Below are 18288 nucleotides of genomic sequence, written 5' to 3' on the forward strand. Positions count from 1 at the left end.
CAAGGCCATTCTTCAGGCCTTGAACCCAGCTTGGTCACTTCTGCTTTTATCAGCCTTTCTGTGGTGATGCCTTGGCAAGAACAGGCAGAGCTTCTTCAATCGCAATGTCCTGCTTGTCAGCGTCTCTGCGGCCCTTATATTCCAAAGTGCCGGCCGCTAACCCACGATCAGAAATAACAAAACGATGGGGAATACCCATCAGCTCCATATCGGCAAACTTCACGCCCGGGCGCTCTTTACGGTCGTCCAGTAGTACATCGTAGCCAGCCTGCTGCAATTGCTCATAGAGCTTCTCGCCAGCTTCCGCCACCGCAGGGGTTTTGTGGGCATTCAGCGTAACGATGGCCACCTGGAAGGGCGCAATCGCATCCGGCCAGATAATGCCTTTGTCATCATGGTTTTGCTCGATAGAAGCCGCTACGATGCGGGATACGCCAATGCCATAGCAGCCCATATCCATGATCACGGTTTTGCCGTTCTCATCAAGTACCGTCGCGTTCATGGCGGTGCTGTACTTGTTGCCCAGCTTGAAAATATGGCCAACTTCAATGCCTCTGCGGATCTCCAGAGTACCTTTGCCATCCGGGCTGGCATCGCCTTCAACAACGTTCCGGATATCTTCAACCCGGCCCAGGGGCAAGTCGCGCTCCCAGTTAACACCCGTCAGGTGGTAGCCTTCTTTGTTGGCGCCGCACACAAAATCTGCAAGATGCGCTGCGCTGCGGTCCACAATTACTGGCACATTCAGGTTTACCGGCCCGATGGAGCCGGCTTTACAGCCGATAGTGGATTCAATCTCTTCATCGGTGGCCATGGTCAGGGGTTCTGCTACGCCTTCCAGGTTCTCTGCTTTTATCTCGTTCAGCGTGTGGTCGCCACGCAATATCAGGGCGATCAGGCCAGCATTGCCTTCCTCATCAGCTTGCGCTTTAACCAGCAAGGTTTTCACCGTGCGGGTAGCGTCAATACTGAGGAATTCGGAGATAGCTTCAATCGTGCGCTGATCCGGCGTAGCAACTTCCTTCAGCTCTTCACCCGGAGATGTGCGCTCGCCTGCCGGGGCCACGGCTTCGGCTTTTTCAATGTTGGCCGCGTAATCGCTTTCAGTGCTGAACACAATGTCGTCTTCACCGGATGAGGCGAGTACGTGGAATTCATGGGAGGCACTGCCACCGATGGCGCCTGAATCAGCCTGTACCGGGCGATAGTTCAAGCCCAGGCGGTCAAAGATAGCGCAATAGGTGCGGTGCATTACCTGATAGGTCTCATCCAGGGATTCAGAATTCACGTGGAAGGAGTAGGCATCCTTCATGATGAACTCACGGGCGCGCATAACGCCAAATCGTGGACGGCGCTCATCACGGAACTTCGTTTGTATCTGATAGAAGTTAGCCGGCAATTCCTTGTAGCTTTTCAGCTCATTGCGGATCAGGTCAGTGATGACTTCTTCGTGGGTAGGGCCAAAGCAGAACTCACGCCCGTGTCGGTCGTTCATTCGCAGTAGTTCGCCGCCGTATTCTTCCCAGCGGCCAGACTCCTGCCAAAGTTCCGCTGGCTGAACTGCGGGCATCAGAACTTCCTGGGCGCCGCTTTTGTCCATTTCTTCACGAACAATCCGTTCAACCTTGCGCAAGGTTCTCAGGCCCACGGGTAGCCAGGTGTAAAGGCCGGCTGCCAGCTTTCGAATCATACCTGCACGCAGCATTAATTGGTGGCTGATAACCTCCGCGTCAGACGGTGTCTCTTTCTGGGTTGCAATCAGATAACGGCTTGCTCGCATTGTGGTTTCCGTTCATTGATGTTTCGTAGAAGGGTGTTTCGTAAAGTGGCGTTTATTGTACGGAGCCTGCGGCACAAGGTACAGATTGCCAGCCATGTATCAGGACAAATAGCCTAAGGGCAGGGCCGTAGTGTCGATCACCCGTTTGAGAACAAAGCTTGAGTGAACGCCACTAACTCCCTGAATTCGGGTAATGCGGTTCAGCAAAAAGTGATGGTAGTGATCCATATCCGGTACCACCACCTTGAGCATATAGTCGGCATCGTGACCGGTAACCAGATAGCATTCCAGAATTTCCGGATATTCGTTTACCTGCTCTTCAAACGATGCAAATCGTTCAGGGGTGTGCCTGTCCATTCCGATGAGAAGGATCACCGTCAGGGACAGTCCCAGCTTTTTATGATCCAGCACAGCTGCAGTTCGCACAATAATTCCGGCATCCTCAAGAGCGCGAACACGCCTCAGGCAAGGGGAGGGGGATAGACCCACCTTCTCCGCGAGTTGCTGATTAGTGAATGAGGCGTCTTTCTGTATTTGAGCCAGTATGCGTCGATCTATTTTGTCAATTTGTATGAGGGTTTGCTTGTTTTGAAGCATAAAATTGCCGTCAAATAGGTTTTGGGGGAATGATTATCTCTAAAATTACGCTTTCGGGTTTGAATTCGCAATCACCTGCTGATGGGAACAGGTTAAACTATGTGTTCTTACCGGAAACACCCGAACCGCTACGGAGTACAACAAACATGGCTTTTGATCATCGCAAATACGTGCCCTTCCAGCCGATCGCTAAAACTGACCGCCGCTGGCCTGACAAGGTTATCGAAAAAGCGCCAACCTGGTGCGCGGTGGATCTTCGCGATGGTAACCAGGCACTGGTTAAGCCCATGAATGTTGCCCAGAAGCAACGCATGTTCGATCTGTTGGTAAAGCTCGGGTTCAAGGAAATCGAAATCGGCTTTCCGGCCGCCAGTCAGCCGGATTTTGATTTTTGCCGCAAACTGATTGACGAAAACCGGATTCCAGAGGACGTGAAAATCCAGGTTCTCACCCAGGCGCGCCCTGAGTTGATCGAGCGCACTTACGAAGCGCTTAAAGGCGCCAAGCGCGCCATCGTTCACGTTTATAACTCTACCTCAACGGTGCAGCGGGAGCAGGTGTTCGGGCTGGATCGTGCGGGCATTCGCGACATCGCAGTTAACGGCGCGCAGGTGGTTAAAGATTTGGCTGCCCAGCACCCGGAAACCGAGTGGACGTTCCAGTATTCTCCTGAGAGTTTCACTGGCACTGAGCTGGACTTTGCCGTTGAAGTTATTGATGCGGTATCTGCGGTATGGCGACCGGATGAAGGGCAGCCAGTTATCATCAACTTGCCTGCAACCGTAGAAATGTCCACGCCAAACGTGTTCGCGGATCAGATTGAATGGGTGTGCGACAACATTCGCCACCGGGAACACATCAGTATCAGCGTTCACACCCACAACGACCGAGGCTGTGGTGTAGCTGCGGCTGAGCTGGCAGTGATGGCCGGTGCCGATCGTGTCGAAGGTACACTGATGGGTAACGGTGAGCGCACAGGCAACATGGACCTGGTGACCATGGCGATGAACCTTTACTCCCAGGGCATTGACCCGATGCTGGATTTGTCGGGCATGGCGGAAATTACCGAGGTTGTAGAAGCCTGCACCGAAATCTCTACCCATCCGCGCCATCCTTACGCAGGTGAGTTGGTGTTCACAGCCTTCTCCGGTAGCCATCAGGATGCCATCCGCAAGTGCCTGGCTCTGAGAAAAGAGGGCGATGCATGGAATGTGGCCTACCTGCCTATTGATCCGTTTGATTTGGGTCGCCGGTACGAAGAGGTTGTTCGTATCAATAGCCAGTCGGGTAAGGGCGGAGTGGCTTATGTCCTTGAGCGGGACTACAACATCAGCTTGCCACGCTGGTTGCAAATCGAGTTCAGTAAGGTGGTCCAGCAAGCGGCAGAAACGAACGGTGGCGAGATTGACTCTATGGCCATCCACAACTTGTTTGATCAGCGCTACCTGAACGTTCACGATGACTGGGCGTTGCGCGGCTATGATCTGCGCAGAGATGAGCAGGGCGTGCACGCTGAGGTAACCTTTGGTCGCGAGTCTGCACCTGTACGGCTTGAGGGACAAGGACTGGGGGCGGTGGAAGCAGTTTCTGCCGCGCTGGAGAAACGTTTCGGGTTGGCAATAGCGGTAGAAGCTTACGATGAGTTTGCGCTGGGAGAAGGTACCCGTGCCAATGCGCTCGCCTGCATACGCCTGACAGCCGGAGATATGCATTGCAGCGCAGCTGCTTTAGCTGAAGATACAACGTCTGCAACGCTGCAAGCACTGTTTTCAGCTGTTGCCCAGGCAGTCGGAGCTGTTGGATCGATGGAAGGTAAGTCTGAGAAAAATACCGAAGGCGCTATAAGCGCCTGATCAACAACACTAAGCCGGCACAAAGGCCGGCTTAGTGTTGGGTCTCATACCCGTGAGGGGCAGAGGGAGGAAAAATAACGCCTTAAACAGGTGTTACGTTTTCCGCCTGAGGGCCTTTAGGGCCCTGTGTTACGGTGAATTGCACCTGCTGACCTTCTGTCAGTGTGCGGAAACCACTTGAGGTAATGGCGCTGTAGTGTACGAAAACGTCACTGCCACCATCCTGAGCAATAAAGCCGAAACCTTTGGCTTCGTTAAACCACTTAACCGTTCCTGTTACTGTATCTGACATTGAACTTTCCTGTATCTCTGAGATTTTCCCCCCACGGGGCACTGAAGATTTTCCACAGCAAATTGAGTATAGACCGACTTTGAAGGTCGTCAACATCAATCTCAGCGGCGGAGCTGCTCACTGATTTCCTCGAGAATTGCCGGGTCATCGATGGTGCTTGGAACCGCATATTCCTCGCCATCAGCGATCTGGCGGATAACCCGACGCAGAATCTTTCCAGAGCGGGTTTTCGGTAAGCGGTCTACCACGAGGGCTCTGCGGAAACAGGCAATTGCGCCAATCTTCTCCCGCACCATCTCAACCAGCTCTTCTTCCAGCTCGTCGTGGTCGATGGTTGCACCGTCTTTGACAAGCACCAGGCCGAGAGGGACCTGGCCCTTCATGTCGTCCTGGGCACCTACCACACAGCATTCTGCTATCGCCGGGTGAGAGGCAACCACTTCTTCCATTTCACCCGTAGAGAGCCGGTGACCGGCAACGTTGATTACATCGTCAGTTCGGCCCATCACGAAGATATAGCCGTCTTCATCTACGTAACCACCGTCGCCTGAGGTGTAAAAGCCAGGTATCAGGTTGAGGTAGCTGCTCTGGAAGCGCTGATCATCACCCCAAACCGTAACCAGACATCCTGGTGGAAGTGGGAGTTTGACTGCGATCTGGCCTTGCTCGCCGGCGGGCACCTGGCTGCCGCGAGTGTCAACAACCTGTACGTTGTAGCCCGGTGACGGAAAGGTTGCCGAACCCGGCTTGGTAGGCATGGTTTCAATGCCAACCGGGTTGCAGCAAATCGCCCAGCCGGTTTCGGTCTGCCACCAGTGATCCAGTATGGGGAGTTGAGTATGCTCCCTTAGCCAATCGTAGGTTGGGGGATCCAAGCGTTCACCAGCCTGATAGATGCTTCTCAGAGAGCTAATGTCATAGCGCGAAAGCTGATCAGCCTCTGGATCTTCCTTGCGTACAGCCCGGAACGCCGTTGGAGCGGTAAACAGCAAGTTTACGTTGTGCTCCTGCACAACTCGCCAGAATGCCCCGGCATCGGGGGTTCTAACCGGCTTGCCTTCGTAGAGTATGGTCGTGCAGCCAGCAAACAGCGGGGCGTACACAATATAGCTGTGGCCGACTACCCAGCCCACATCTGAGGCTGCCCAGAACACGTCGCCCGGGTTGGCGTCATAAACCAGTTTCATGCTGTATTTCAGGGCCACGGCATCGCCGCCGTTGTCTCTTACCACGCCTTTGGGCTTGCCGGTGGTGCCGGAGGTGTAAAGAACGTAAAGCGGATCGGTTGCCTTTACGGGAACCGGATCGACCGGCTCAGCGCTGACCATCAAGTCGCTCCAGTCGTGGTCACGACCATCCTGCATTTTTGCCTTCACCTGAGGACGCTGGTACACCACACAAAAATCAGGCTTGTGGGACGCCTGTTCAATGGCTTTGTCCACTAGTGGCTTGTACTCGATGACTTTCGCCACTTCTATACCGCAGGAGGCTGTAATCACTGCTTTCGGCTGTGCGTCGTCAATTCTTACTGCGAGTTCGTGGGCCGCAAACCCGCCAAACACTACTGAGTGAACCGCTCCAATGCGGGCGCAGGCCAGCATCGCAATGGCGGCTTCTGGGATCATCGGCATGTAGATAATCACCACATCGCCCTTGCCGACCCCTTGAGCTGTTAGAGCGCCGGCAAAGCGTGCAACTTCATTGGTCAGTTCCGTATAGGTGTAACTGCACTTGGTGCCCGTTACCGGTGAATCGTAGATGAGGGCTTTTTGATCCCCCCGCCCAGCTCGTATGTTGGCATCGAGGGCTACGTCAGACGTATTTAGAGTTGCGTCAGGAAACCACTGTCCATGACCATTATCAGTAGCTTTCCAGATGGCCCCAGGCGACTGTATCCAGTCAATATCGCCTGCCTTTTCACGCCAGAACTCTTCCGGCTTATCAATCGATCTCCGGAACTCTGAGTTGTAGTTCATACAATCTGCCTCGTAGTACCTGCTGGAATTTTTGTTGTCAGTTGTCCAACTTTAGGCGCTTTGAAGCAGTGAGCCAGTAGACCATCGGATTAGTCGAAAGGGTTTCGGGGTTAGTCGTTTCCTTGGCTCACGGATGTTACTTCGGCTGTAATTGTACCGTTTGCAACCCTTGTGGAGATTTGATCGCCAGCTGCAAGGTCTGCTGCGTTGCGGATGATGCAGCCCTGATCATCGCGAACGATGGCATACCCTCGCCCCAGCGTGGCTAATGGGCTTACAACGTTGAGCGTGCCTGCGGTGTGTTCCAGTCTGTCCTGAAGCTTTGCCAGGATTCGCTCCATGGCTTTGCCCAGTTGCAAGGAAGAGCGATCAAGCGCTTCGCGGCTGTTTGCAAGTTGTTTGCGGGGGGATTGCATGGCAAGCCGTTGGGTCAGATGCGTGCTTCGCACCTGGGAGCGATCCATGCGTTGCGCTATGGCTTTACCAAGGCGCATCTCCAGGTCATCCAGCCTCTGGGCCTTCTCCAGCAGCTCCCGTCTTGGGTCACGCAAGCGTGCATAAAGGTGTTCCAGTTTTGTGCTGAGGCGCTGGAGGGCGCGTCTGGCGGCATTAGCCAAGCGGAATTCTCGATCATTCACCTGTCGGAGCATGTCGTTTTGGTCGGGGGAAATTTTTTCTGCAGCGGCCGATGGTGTCGGAGCTCGCAGATCCGCCACAAAATCGGCAATGGTGACGTCTGTTTCGTGGCCAACGGCGCTGACCGTGGGTATGGCACAGGCTGCAATGGCTCGGGCTACGGCTTCTTCGTTAAAACACCAGAGATCTTCCAGAGAGCCACCACCGCGCCCTATAACCAGAACATCGGCCACACCGTGAGCTTGCGCCATCTCTATCGCTCGAACAATTTCCGCTGTAGCCGGCTTGCCTTGCACGGTTGTGGGGTAGAGGGTGACTGGTATGGCGGGACAGCGCCTTGCCAGAACGGTGAGAATATCGTGTATGGCGGCGCCGGTAGGGGAGGTGACAACACCGATATGGGCAGGCAAGGTCGGGATCGGTTTTTTACGGCCCACCTCGAACAAGCCTTCTGACTGCAGTTTATGCTTTAGCTCTTCAAACGCCTGTTGCAGTGCGCCAAGGCCGGCGGGTTCCAAATGTTCAACAATAATCTGAAAGTCGCCCCGGTTTTCGTACAGGGTAACTTTGCCGCGAATACGAACCTGGTCGCCTTCCTTTGGTAGGGGGCGAATGCGCTGATTCAGCCCCCGAAACATGGCGCAGCGAATCTGGCACTTTTGGTCCTTCAGGGAAAAATACCAATGCCCGGAGGAAGGCCGGGAAAAGCCTGACAGTTCACCCTCAACCCACACCTGCATGAAGCTGGATTCCAGTAGGTGTCTGGCCTGATGGTTCAGCTCGCTGACGGAGAGCGCCCGGGGCCGGGTGTCCGGAAACACGTTTTTCACCAAAAACTCCTAACCGGCTTATACGCAATAGCCGAATAATATGAGTGTAAATTACTGGAATTTCAAAAGCATGCGGTAAATGACAGGAAATTGTGCAGTTTACTGACCTGCTACACCTCTTTATAATAGGCCGATTACGCATTTTACTTTGCGACTGCACCCTGTTTATTCATCGGTGCTGTTCGTAGGGTTTAAATTTAGCACGTTCAAAAGGCCGATCCCAATGCTGCGAATTGTCGAAGAAGCTCTCACATTTGATGATGTTCTATTGGTGCCCGGTTATTCCGAGGTTTTGCCACACCAAGTCGATCTCCGCACCAAACTTACTCGGGATATTACGCTGAACATCCCTCTGATATCTGCGGCCATGGATACGGTAACCGATGCAGAGCTGGCAATTGCCATGGCCCAGGAAGGTGGCATAGGCATCATGCACAAAAACATGAGCCCGGACTATCAGGCTGCCGAAGTACGCCGAGTGAAGAAGTTTGAAAGTGGCGTAGTAAAAGATCCGATTACTGTTAGCCCGCAAAACACAGTGCGCGAGTTGGTGGAAATCACCATGGCCAACAACATTTCCGGTTTGCCTGTGGTTGATGGCACTGAGCTGGTTGGCATAGTGACTGGTCGCGATATTCGTTTTGAAAGCAGCATGGATACGCCTGTACACCAGATCATGACACCGAAAGACAAACTGGTGACGGTGCAAGAAGGCGCAAGCCTGGACGAAGTCAAAGAACTATTGCATCGCCACCGCATTGAAAAAGTGTTGGTGGTTAATGCGGAATTCCAGCTTCGTGGCCTGATTACCGCTAAAGATATTCAAAAGTCGAAAGACTACCCGATGGCGTGCAAAGACAGCCAGGGGCGCTTGCGAGTGGGCGCTGCGGTTGGCACCGGCGGCGACACCGAAGCACGCATTATTGCTCTGGCTGATGCCGGCGTGGATGTGATTGTTGTAGACACAGCTCACGGCCACTCAAAAGGCGTAATCGAGCGCGTTCGCTGGGTTAAAAAGCATTATCCGGATCTTCAGGTGATCGGCGGTAACATTGCCACTGGGGAAGCGGCTATCGCCTTGGCCGACGCGGGAGTGGATGCTGTTAAGGTAGGCATAGGCCCGGGTTCCATTTGTACTACCCGTATTGTTGCCGGCGTGGGTGTACCGCAGATTTCTGCTGTATCCAGCGTTGCCGAAGCGCTGAAAGACCGTGATATCCCTATCATTGCTGATGGTGGTGTACGCTTCTCCGGTGATATCTCCAAAGCTATTGTTGCCGGAGCACACTGCGTGATGATCGGCAGCTTGTTGGCGGGCACCGATGAGGCGCCTGGCGAAATCGAACTCTATCAAGGTCGTAGTTACAAAGCCTACCGTGGTATGGGGTCGTTGGGCGCTATGGGGCAGGGGTCAAGCGACCGTTACTTCCAGGATGCCAGCAAAGGTATTGAAAAACTTGTACCGGAAGGTATCGAAGGCCGTGTTGCCTGCAAAGGCCCCATGCGCAATATCATTCATCAGCTGATTGGAGGTCTGCGGGCATCCATGGGCTACACAGGAAGCGCCAACATGCCTGAAATGCGCACCAAGCCCAAGTTTGTTCGCATTACCGGTGCTGGCATGCGTGAGAGCCACGTGCACGATGTCACCATCACCAAAGAAGCGCCAAACTACCGCGTTAGCTGAGAACAGACTGCCTGAGTGCGGCTCAGATCTGGGCCGCACAGCTTATTTTTTTCGAGGACTCTATGGCCAATAACATTCACGACCACCGTATCCTGATTCTGGATTTTGGTTCTCAGTACACTCAGCTAATTGCACGCCGTGTGCGCGAAGTAGGTGTTTACTGCGAAGTTCGCGCATTTGATATTACTGATGAAGAACTGAAAGAGTTCAACCCGAAGGGTATTTTGCTGGCCGGTGGTCCTGAATCGGTGACAGAGCTGGATTGCCCGCGCGCCCCGGACGGGCTGTTTGATCGCGGCATTCCGGTACTGGGCATCTGTTACGGCATGCAGACCATGGCCGAGCAAATGGGTGGCCGGGTTGCCAGTTCCGAAAAGCGTGAGTTTGGCTATGCTCAGGTAAAAGTGCGCGCCAAAGGCCCACTGTTGCAAGACATTACTGACCACCTGACAGTAACGGGCGATTCCCTGCTCGACGTGTGGATGAGCCATGGCGACAAGGTTGTGGCTATGCCGGAAGGCTTTGAACTGCTGGCTTCAACCGAAAGCGCGCCGATTGCGGCCATGCAAGACGTGTCTCGCAACCTTTACGGGCTGCAGTTCCACCCGGAAGTGACCCACACCCTGCAAGGCAAACGCATTCTTGAGCACTTTGTGCTGTCCATTTGCGGCTGCGAAGCTTTGTGGACCCCTGCCAAGATTGTTGACGATGCGGTAGCGAAAATTCGTGAACAGGTGGGTACGGACAAGGTTCTGCTCGGCTTGTCGGGTGGCGTCGACTCCTCGGTGACTGCGGCACTGCTGCACAAGGCCATTGGCGATCAGCTTACCTGTGTGTTTGTCGATAACGGCCTGCTACGCCTGAACGAAGGCGATCAGGTAATGGATATGTTCGGCAACAGCATGGGTGTCAAAGTCATTCGCGCTGATGCGGAAGATCTTTTCCTTGCCAACCTCAAGGGCGTCAGCGACCCGGAGAAAAAGCGCAAGGTGATTGGTAATACCTTCATTGATGTGTTCGATGAAGAAGCCACGCGCATTAAAGATGTGAACTGGCTGGCCCAGGGCACCATCTACCCGGACGTAATCGAGTCGGCCGCCTCTAAAACCGGCAAGGCCCATGTGATCAAGTCCCACCACAACGTGGGTGGACTGCCTGAAACCATGAAGCTGAAGCTGGTCGAGCCCCTGCGCGAACTGTTTAAAGATGAAGTTCGCCGCATTGGTCTCGAACTAGGCCTGCCATACGATATGGTCTATCGTCATCCGTTCCCGGGGCCAGGCTTGGGCGTGCGCATACTGGGTGAGGTGAAAAAAGAATACGCTGAAATTCTTCGCCGCGCCGATGCCATCTTCCTTGAAGAGCTGCACCGTGCAGATTTTTACCACAAGACCAGTCAGGCGTTTGCCGTATTCCTTCCGGTGAAATCGGTGGGTGTTGTGGGCGATGCCCGTCGCTACGAGTGGGTGATTGCGCTACGTGCCGTTGAAACCGTTGATTTCATGACAGCTCGCTGGGCGCACCTGCCGTACGATCTTCTGGAGACTGTGTCTAACCGCATTATCAACGAGATCAGCGGTGTGTCACGGGTGACTTATGATGTGTCTTCCAAGCCGCCTGCGACGATTGAGTGGGAATGAGTCTGGAGCCTGCAAGGGCAAATGCATAAACCAGGGTAGAGGCTTTGCCTGACAGGATGGCGACCGTTTCAAGGCACGCGCTGCGTGCCAGACGTATTTATATCCTGCTCGTTATCCTGTTTTTGCAGGGGTGCGCTCAGCTGCCCCCTCAAAATGCACCGTCGCCGTCATACGCCTTTGATCGCCCAAGTGAAACGCGCTTGGGCCGTCAGATTCAGCCCCACCTGCAGGACCGATCAGGTTATTCCGGGTTTCTCATTCAGGATACTGGTCGCCAGGCTTTTCTACAGCGAGCTGCGCTGATAGAGACTGCCGAACAAAGTATTGATGCCCAGTACTACATCTGGAATAAAGACGTGTCAGGGACTTATCTGGCACAACGTCTGTTGGTGGCAGCTGACCGCGGTGTGCATGTGCGGCTGTTGCTCGACGATGTGAACCTGGACGGTCGCGACACCATGCTCGCCGCGCTGGACCACCACCCCAATATCGAGATTTCCATTTACAATCCCTTTGCGGTTCGCTCAGGCATTGGTAAATGGCTGAGCTTCGTAGTCGACTTTCAGCGCCTCAACCAGCGTATGCACAACAAGACCTTCGTGGTCGACGGTGCATTGGGGATCATGGGCGGGCGTAATATCGGGGATGAGTACTTCGATCTACACCCACAGATGAATTTTCGTGACCGGGATGTTCTGGTTGCAGGGCCGATTGTTGCTGACCTTTCGGAAAATTTCGATGCGTTCTGGAGCAGCGCATCAAGCTACCCCATTCGCCAGTTGGAGCCTGATGCTGAGCAGGAACTGAGTTTAAGCTCACAGCTGGACCAGCTGCGCGCGAGCGCTTCCGGTACAAGTAGGCTCACCCAGGTGCCGCCGCAAAATGCAGCTCAAGCGCTTGAGTATATGGCCCGAGTGTTGTCCGAAGTAACTTGGGCGGAAGCGGAGCTGGTGTTCGATTCGCCGGTGGTAGATGGTGACACGGATACGGACCACCCCCAACGCGCTGCCGAGACGCTGCTCCAACTCGTTGAGCAGACCGATGAGGAAATTCTGGTGGAATCCGCGTACCTCATTCTGGGCGATGAGCAGCTCGATATACTGGAACAGATCAGCGAGCGCGGTGTTCGTGTCATGGCCCTGACCAACTCCCTGGCCTCTAACGACCTCACCACGAACCATGCGGGCTACGCACGCCGTCGCGGCGCGATGCTCGATAATGGGCTGGAACTTTATGAACTGCGGCCGGATGCGGCAGCCTGCTCCAACTGGATAAAGATGCCGGGTTTCTGCACTGAAGGAATGGTGGGTTTGCATGCAAAATCCGCAGTATTTGATCGTAAAATCGTGTACATCGGTTCGCTTAATATCAACCTGCGTTCGATCTACCTGAATTCTGAAACCGTGTTAGTAATCCACAGCCCCCAGCTGGCAGCGCAGCTTGCGCACGACATTGAAGCCGCAATGGCGCCGGAGAACAGCTGGCAGGTAACCCGAGAGGCCAATGGGGAGTTGCTTTGGTCAGCGGGCGAAGAGCAATCCTGGACCCACGAGCCAGCCACAGGATTCTGGCGGCGATTCAAATCCGGCTTCTTCAGCTTGTTGCCCATCGAGAAATATCTGTAGTTTCAGCTATTAGCTTGCCTGGCCATGGGATACGGCACGCATTACTCTGGCGCACTGCTACTATAGTTACTTGAGGCAAGTTCCCAGGCGACTGAATCTTGCACTGGCAGGAGCAGTTTCACATGCCAACAGGACAGTTCAATGAGTGACGCCAAAGCCGATCGAAATACCGCCTCCGGAAAGAAAGCCGGCAAATCTTCAGATGATCAAGAGGCGAGTGCCAAGGCGCAGGATCGAGAGTCTCGCGAACAAACGCCAACGCCTAGTGAAAAGTCGCTGACGCCAAAGGAGCGCGATTCTGTTGCTGAGCGTGGCAACTTATCACCTCTGACGGTCTACTCCATTGTTTTGCGGGAGGGCGAAGATGAGCTGCAACGGCCAAAAATGTCACTCTGGTGGTCGGGTGTGGCGGCGGGTGTCGGAATTTCCACCTCGGTTCTCGTTGAGGGAATAATTCGCTCCAATCTTGGTTCGGATCACCCCTACCTTACGTTGATTGAAAGCTTGGGTTATTCGTTCGGGTTTGTACTGGTTATCCTGTGCCGGCTTCAGCTGTTTACTGAAAATACCATTACGGTCGTCTTGCCGGTTTTGGCTAAACCGACGCGGAACCTTCTTGCATGTAGCGCTCGCCTTTGGGGGATTGTGCTCACAGCCAACTTATTCGGTACATTCCTCACCGCAGCCATGGGTGTTCACAGCGGGATTATTTCCACCGAAACCCTCGCAGCGATTCTTGAGATATCCCATCACTTGGCAGCGCTGACCCCGGTCGAGACGTTCCTGCGCGGCATTCCATCCGGATTCTTTATTGCGGCAATGGTGTGGATGCTGCCTTCAGCGAAGGGGTCTGAGGTGTTTGTGATCGTCATGTTTACCTGGTTGATTGCAGCAGGCGGCTTTACCCATGTGATTGCCGGATCAAACGAGATTTTCACTCTGGTACTCAATGGAGATATGAATATGTTTACCGCACTGGGCTATCATATTTTCCCGGTACTGATTGGCAACATCCTGGGAGGCACAGGTTTATTTGCCATGCTGGCCTATGGTCAGGTGCATGAAGAAATGTAATGCGGCTCCGCGTACTGGGAGAAGGCCTTTCCATTAGTACACTCATGGTTATAATGTTTCGCCTCTACCTGGGCTATCCCTAGGTCATCCGAGTACCAGCGTACCTCCCGAACCTTCGTGAGCAGATTTATCTATGCCCGCTTCAGAAAACAGTGATGAGTACTGGATGGCCCGAGCGCTTACATTGGCAAACCGGGGGGCGTCGTTAGGAGAGGTGCCTGTTGGTGCGGTTGTTGTTCTCGACGGCAAGGAGTTAGGTTCCGGCTTTAATGTACCCATTTCAGGTTGCGACCCTACTGCCCACGCAGAGATTTGCGCTTTGCGTGATGCGGCCGCAAGGATAGGGAACTACCGCCTTGCCGGGGCAACCCTTTACGTCACCCTGGAACCCTGCACCATGTGTGTTGGCGCCATTGTGCATAGTCGCATAAGTCGTCTTGTATATGGAGCTCTCGAGCCCAAGGCCGGCGCGGTTGAATCTGCACGGCGCACATTGGACGAGCCACAGTTAAACTGGCAAGTGGAAACGCTGGGCGGCATCCTGCAGAATGAATGCAGCCAAGTGATCAGCGACTTTTTCAGCCGTAGGCGGGCCGAAATCCGGCAACGGCGCAAACAGAATTCAGGGAAGGAGTAGTTCTGCATGAAAGTACTAGTAACCGGCGGCGCCGGGTATATCGGCAGCCATGTGGTGCGTCAACTGGCCGAGGCCGGTCATGATATTGTCGTTTTTGATAATCTCTCAACGGGTTACCGCTGGGCTGTCACTGCTGGCGAGTTGGTTGTGGGTGATCTGGCCAACGAAGCCGAGATTGACGATGTGTTCTCCAGCCACCAGTTTGAGGCCGTTCTGCACTTCGCGGCCAACATTGTGGTGCCGGAGTCTATGACCAACCCACTCAAGTACTACAGCAACAACACCCGTAACACTCTGAACCTGCTGAAGGCTGTTGATAAGTACAAAGTACCGTACATGGTTTTTTCTTCAACGGCCGCGGTGTACGGAATGCCCGAACAGACGGTTCTTACGGAAGATTTACCCCTTGCCCCCATTAATCCGTATGGCGCATCCAAGATGATGAGCGAGCGGATGATTATGGATTTGGCTGCCGCGTCCGGCCTTAACTACGTTGTGCTGCGCTACTTCAACGTGGCTGGCGCTAATCCGGACGGATTACTCGGCCAGGCAACACCGGAAGCCACTCACCTGATAAAAGTGGCCTGTGAATGCGTGACCGGACAGCGGGATGGCATGAGCATCTTTGGCACCGACTATGACACCAGTGATGGCACCTGCGTGCGGGATTACATTCACGTGGAAGATCTCGCAAGCGCCCATGTTATGGCGCTGGATTATATGGCCCGTGGTGGCGAGTCGAAAGTCATGAACTGCGGTTATGGCCGTGGGTTTACGGTGCGTGAAGTGATTGATGTGGTTCGCAAGCAATCCGGTGTTGATTTCCCGGTAGCTGAAACGGGCCGCAGGGCGGGTGACCCCGGTGCGCTGATGGCAGATAATGCACTGATTAAGAAGACCCTCGGTTGGCAACCTGCCTACGATAATCTGGAAACGATTGTTGGCACTGCGTTGGCATGGGAAGCGATCTGGCAGAAGAAGAAAGAAGCGGCTGGCCAGTAATAGACTGTTTTTTAATTTAAAATATCGGGATTTAACGGATGAAAATAACGATTTTTGGTACCGGATATGTCGGGCTTGTGACCGGTGCGTGTCTGGCGGATGTTGGCCATGAAGTACTTTGCATGGACGTTGATCAGGCTAAGATCGATAAGCTAAAGAATGGCCAGATTCCCATTTTTGAGCCTGGGCTGGATAATATTGTAAAGCATACCGTAGAAGCCGGTCGCCTGGCGTTCACAACGGATGTTCAGGAAGCTGTGAAGCACGGTACGCTGCAGTTTATCGCAGTGGGTACACCGCCGGATGAAGATGGCTCTGCGGATATGCAGTACGTGACAGCGGTCGCTAAGTCTATTGGCCAGTACATGGATGACTATAAAGTTATCGTGGATAAATCCACGGTGCCGGTTGGTACTGGCGATAAGGTAGCCGCTGCAGTAAAAGCGCAGCTTGATAGCCGTGGCCTGGACCTCGAGTTTGATGTGGTTTCGAACCCCGAGTTCCTCAAGGAAGGTGCGGCGATCAACGATTTCATGAAGCCCGACCGCATCATCATCGGAACGGACAGCGAAAAGGCATCGGACCTGCTTCGGGAAGTCTATTACCCGTTCAACCGAAGCCACGATCGCATGATTTTCATGGACATTCGCTCTGCCGAGCTGACCAAGTACGCCGCCAACTCCATGCTGGCGACCAAAATCAGTTTCATGAACGAGATAGCCAACCTGGCTGAGCGTTTGGGTGCCGATATTGAAGCGGTTCGTCGTGGCATAGGCTCAGACCCCCGGATCGGCTACCACTTCATCTATCCCGGTTGTGGTTACGGTGGTTCGTGTTTCCCCAAAGATGTTCAGGCGCTGGCTCGGACCGCTGCAAACTCCGGGTACGATGCCCGTTTGCTCAATGCTGTAGAAGCAGTGAACTACGCTCAGAAACACGTGCTGTTTGACAAGATCAGCCATTATTTCGATGGCGACTTGAAAGGGAAGGTCGTCGCAATCTGGGGTTTGGCATTCAAGCCAAATACCGACGACATGCGCGAAGCTTCAGCACGCACGTTGATGGAAGATCTCTGGAAAGCGGGTGCAACTGTTCAGGCGTTTGATCCGGAATCCATGGAAGAAACCCAGCGCATCTACGGTGATCACGAAGGTTTGACGCTTTGCGGTACGAAAGAGCAGACACTTCGCGGTGCAGACGTACTGGCGATTTGTACGGAGTGGAAAGAATTCCGTTCTCCGGATTTCGACGCCATCAAATCTGCACTGCGCGAGCCTGTCATATTTGACGGCCGAAATCTTTACGAGCCGGAAATACTGGATCGCCACGGATTGATTTACTACGCCATCGGTCGCGGACGCAATCAATTCCAGGTGAAGTGAACCGGCAGGCAGGAGCGAGGTGATGCAGGATCAGGAATTTCGTCTTCATGAGCGGCTGGCAGCCGACACCGTCAGTCTTGGCCGTACCAGCCTATGCGAAATCCGGCTGATGAATGATAAAACCTGGCCCTGGGTTTTGCTGGTGCCGGCGTTGGTCGGCATTCGTGAGATCTACGAGTTAAGCCCGGATCAGCAGCATCGGCTAATGCGCGAATCCTCAGCGCTCAGTCGTGGCATGATGGTAGCCTTTGGTGGTGACAAAATGAACGTGGCCGCGCTCGGGAATATGGTTCCCCAGCTACACCTGCATCACATCGTCCGTTTTGAGGGTGATCCGGCCTGGCCGGGGCCTGTGTGGGGTAAGCAGCCGCCAGTTCCTTACGAAAAGCATGAGCTGGCGGAAGTCAGGCTTTCTTTGGCGACTGTGTTGTCTGAAATTGCCGCTTGCTGAGCATTTTTTGCTCGCCAGCGGGCTTTATCGAATGGACGCGTGTCGGGCCATCATTTGCGAGCCGATCAGAATCATCCTGAGTTCGGTTTTTAGTTTGATCGTCAGCTCCTCCCGCTCTTTCGGCGTCGCATCCAGCGCGTCGGCTCCCTGGTTGAATACCAGTGTTACCATCGCCTCAGCGACCACTCGTGCATCAGACAAAGGCTTGTTTTGCTCTTCCGCAAATCGCCGCAAGTCGTCGGCCAGCTCGGTTACGAAATGATCAATCTCGGCTTTGATGGCCGTTCGAAAGGGTTTGGAGCCGCCCGTGCGTTCACGGAGCATTAGCCGGAACAGATTGGCGTTCTTGCCAAGATACTCCATGAAGGTGTCAACAGAGGTTGAGATAGCACTGCCATCCCTCGCAATGCGTTTGCGGGCCTGGCGCATTAGCTGCCGCAAAGCCACGCCGCCTTCGTCTACAAGCACCAGCCCCAGTTCATCCAGATCGACAAAGTGGCGATAGAAAGACGTTGGCGCAATGCCGGCCTGCCTTGCGACTTCACGCAGGCTAAGGCTTCCAAATCCTCGATCGGGGCTCAACTGGGCGAGAGCCGCATCCATAAGGGAACGCCGGGTGAGGAGTTTCTGCTCGGCTCTGGTTGACAAGGTTGCGGCTCCAATCATGCGTGAGAGCAGTAGTCTAGCGGTCTGTTCACCGCGAGGGAACCTTTGAGCAAAGACTGCGTCGGGGTATTTTGCTGTTTTTTGTTCGGGGCTAAACAGGCCTGATTTTCACTGCCATTATGTTTATAATGGGCGGCTTTCGGACTTTATTCTCAAGCAC

General features: G+C 54.0%; 14 protein-coding genes and 1 pseudogene. 9 read left to right on the forward strand and 6 right to left on the reverse strand.

Translation table 11 applies throughout. The features are described from left to right. Positions 1–49: 49 nt before the first annotated feature. On the reverse strand, positions 50–1780 hold the full coding sequence (locus RG807_RS01570; RefSeq protein ID WP_309043277.1) for a proline--tRNA ligase: 1731 nt from the start codon (positions 1778–1780) through the stop codon (positions 50–52). A 99-nt stretch (positions 1781–1879) separates the two neighbouring features. Further along, positions 1880–2377, reverse strand: a complete 498-nt coding sequence (locus RG807_RS01575) for an Lrp/AsnC family transcriptional regulator (RefSeq protein ID WP_309043278.1) — start codon at positions 2375–2377, stop codon at positions 1880–1882. 146 nt (positions 2378–2523) lie between these two features. Between RG807_RS01575 and leuA the strand changes: the two genes are divergently transcribed. Beyond that, on the forward strand, positions 2524–4230 hold the full coding sequence (gene leuA, locus RG807_RS01580) for a 2-isopropylmalate synthase (RefSeq protein ID WP_309043279.1): 1707 nt from the start codon (positions 2524–2526) through the stop codon (positions 4228–4230). An 82-nt stretch (positions 4231–4312) separates the two neighbouring features. On the opposite strand, the gene RG807_RS01585 is transcribed toward leuA, so the two are convergent. The 3 genes and pseudogenes from RG807_RS01585 to xseA all read right to left on the reverse strand — a co-directional run bounded on the left by RG807_RS01585 (position 4313) and on the right by xseA (position 7964). Next, a complete protein-coding gene (locus RG807_RS01585) occupies positions 4313–4522 on the reverse strand; it encodes a cold-shock protein (protein ID WP_200200918.1) in 210 nt (69 codons plus the stop codon). A 101-nt stretch (positions 4523–4623) separates the two neighbouring features. After that, positions 4624–6501, reverse strand: a pseudogene (locus RG807_RS01590) (propionyl-CoA synthetase); the annotation flags it as partial. A gap of 107 nt (positions 6502–6608) precedes the next feature. Next, a complete protein-coding gene (gene xseA / locus RG807_RS01595; RefSeq protein ID WP_309043280.1) occupies positions 6609–7964 on the reverse strand; it encodes an exodeoxyribonuclease VII large subunit in 1356 nt (451 codons plus the stop codon). 223 nt (positions 7965–8187) lie between these two features. Between xseA and guaB the strand changes: the two genes are divergently transcribed. From guaB to RG807_RS01635, 8 genes are all read left to right on the forward strand, one after another. Further along, a complete protein-coding gene (gene guaB / locus RG807_RS01600) occupies positions 8188–9651 on the forward strand; it encodes an IMP dehydrogenase (protein WP_309043281.1) in 1464 nt (487 codons plus the stop codon). A gap of 62 nt (positions 9652–9713) precedes the next feature. Beyond that, entirely contained in the window at positions 9714–11291 is a 1578-nt protein-coding gene (gene guaA / locus RG807_RS01605) for a glutamine-hydrolyzing GMP synthase (RefSeq protein WP_309043282.1), read from the forward strand. A 44-nt stretch (positions 11292–11335) separates the two neighbouring features. Further along, positions 11336–12916 (forward strand): phospholipase D family protein, encoded by a 1581-nt coding sequence (locus tag RG807_RS01610; protein WP_309043283.1) that lies wholly within the window; start codon positions 11336–11338, stop codon positions 12914–12916. Between the two features lie 141 nt (positions 12917–13057). Next, positions 13058–13990 (forward strand): formate/nitrite transporter family protein, encoded by a 933-nt coding sequence (locus RG807_RS01615; RefSeq protein ID WP_309043284.1) that lies wholly within the window; start codon positions 13058–13060, stop codon positions 13988–13990. A gap of 133 nt (positions 13991–14123) precedes the next feature. Further along, positions 14124–14627, forward strand: a complete 504-nt coding sequence (gene tadA, locus RG807_RS01620) for a tRNA adenosine(34) deaminase TadA (protein WP_298447566.1) — start codon at positions 14124–14126, stop codon at positions 14625–14627. 6 nt (positions 14628–14633) lie between these two features. After that, on the forward strand, positions 14634–15629 hold the full coding sequence (gene galE / locus RG807_RS01625; protein ID WP_309043285.1) for a UDP-glucose 4-epimerase GalE: 996 nt from the start codon (positions 14634–14636) through the stop codon (positions 15627–15629). A gap of 38 nt (positions 15630–15667) precedes the next feature. Continuing rightward, positions 15668–17011, forward strand: a complete 1344-nt coding sequence (locus RG807_RS01630) for a UDP-glucose dehydrogenase family protein (protein ID WP_309043286.1) — start codon at positions 15668–15670, stop codon at positions 17009–17011. 22 nt (positions 17012–17033) lie between these two features. Further along, entirely contained in the window at positions 17034–17462 is a 429-nt protein-coding gene (locus RG807_RS01635) for an HIT domain-containing protein (RefSeq protein WP_309043287.1), read from the forward strand. 24 nt (positions 17463–17486) lie between these two features. Here RG807_RS01635 and fabR read toward each other — a convergent pair whose 3' ends face one another. Then, on the reverse strand, positions 17487–18110 hold the full coding sequence (fabR, locus tag RG807_RS01640; protein ID WP_309043289.1) for an HTH-type transcriptional repressor FabR: 624 nt from the start codon (positions 18108–18110) through the stop codon (positions 17487–17489). Between the last annotated feature and the right edge of the window lie 178 nt (positions 18111–18288).

This window comes from Marinobacter sediminicola (assembly GCF_031157525.1).
GTDB lineage: Bacteria > Pseudomonadota > Gammaproteobacteria > Pseudomonadales > Oleiphilaceae > Marinobacter > Marinobacter sediminicola.

What these genes read in the sequence shown, in the direction of transcription:
- RG807_RS01570 (WP_309043277.1), bottom strand. Translation starts at nt 1,780, where the DNA reads ATGCGAGCAAGCCGTTATCTGATTGCAACCCAGAAAGAGACACCGTCT.
- RG807_RS01575 (WP_309043278.1), bottom strand. Translation starts at nt 2,377, where the DNA reads ATGCTTCAAAACAAGCAAACCCTCATACAAATTGACAAAATAGATCGA.
- leuA (WP_309043279.1), top strand. Translation starts at nt 2,524, where the DNA reads ATGGCTTTTGATCATCGCAAATACGTGCCCTTCCAGCCGATCGCTAAA.
- RG807_RS01585 (WP_200200918.1), bottom strand. Translation starts at nt 4,522, where the DNA reads ATGTCAGATACAGTAACAGGAACGGTTAAGTGGTTTAACGAAGCCAAA.
- guaB (WP_309043281.1), top strand. Translation starts at nt 8,188, where the DNA reads ATGCTGCGAATTGTCGAAGAAGCTCTCACATTTGATGATGTTCTATTG.
- guaA (WP_309043282.1), top strand. Translation starts at nt 9,714, where the DNA reads ATGGCCAATAACATTCACGACCACCGTATCCTGATTCTGGATTTTGGT.
- RG807_RS01615 (WP_309043284.1), top strand. Translation starts at nt 13,058, where the DNA reads ATGAGTGACGCCAAAGCCGATCGAAATACCGCCTCCGGAAAGAAAGCC.
- tadA (WP_298447566.1), top strand. Translation starts at nt 14,124, where the DNA reads ATGCCCGCTTCAGAAAACAGTGATGAGTACTGGATGGCCCGAGCGCTT.
- galE (WP_309043285.1), top strand. Translation starts at nt 14,634, where the DNA reads ATGAAAGTACTAGTAACCGGCGGCGCCGGGTATATCGGCAGCCATGTG.
- RG807_RS01630 (WP_309043286.1), top strand. Translation starts at nt 15,668, where the DNA reads ATGAAAATAACGATTTTTGGTACCGGATATGTCGGGCTTGTGACCGGT.
- RG807_RS01635 (WP_309043287.1), top strand. Translation starts at nt 17,034, where the DNA reads ATGCAGGATCAGGAATTTCGTCTTCATGAGCGGCTGGCAGCCGACACC.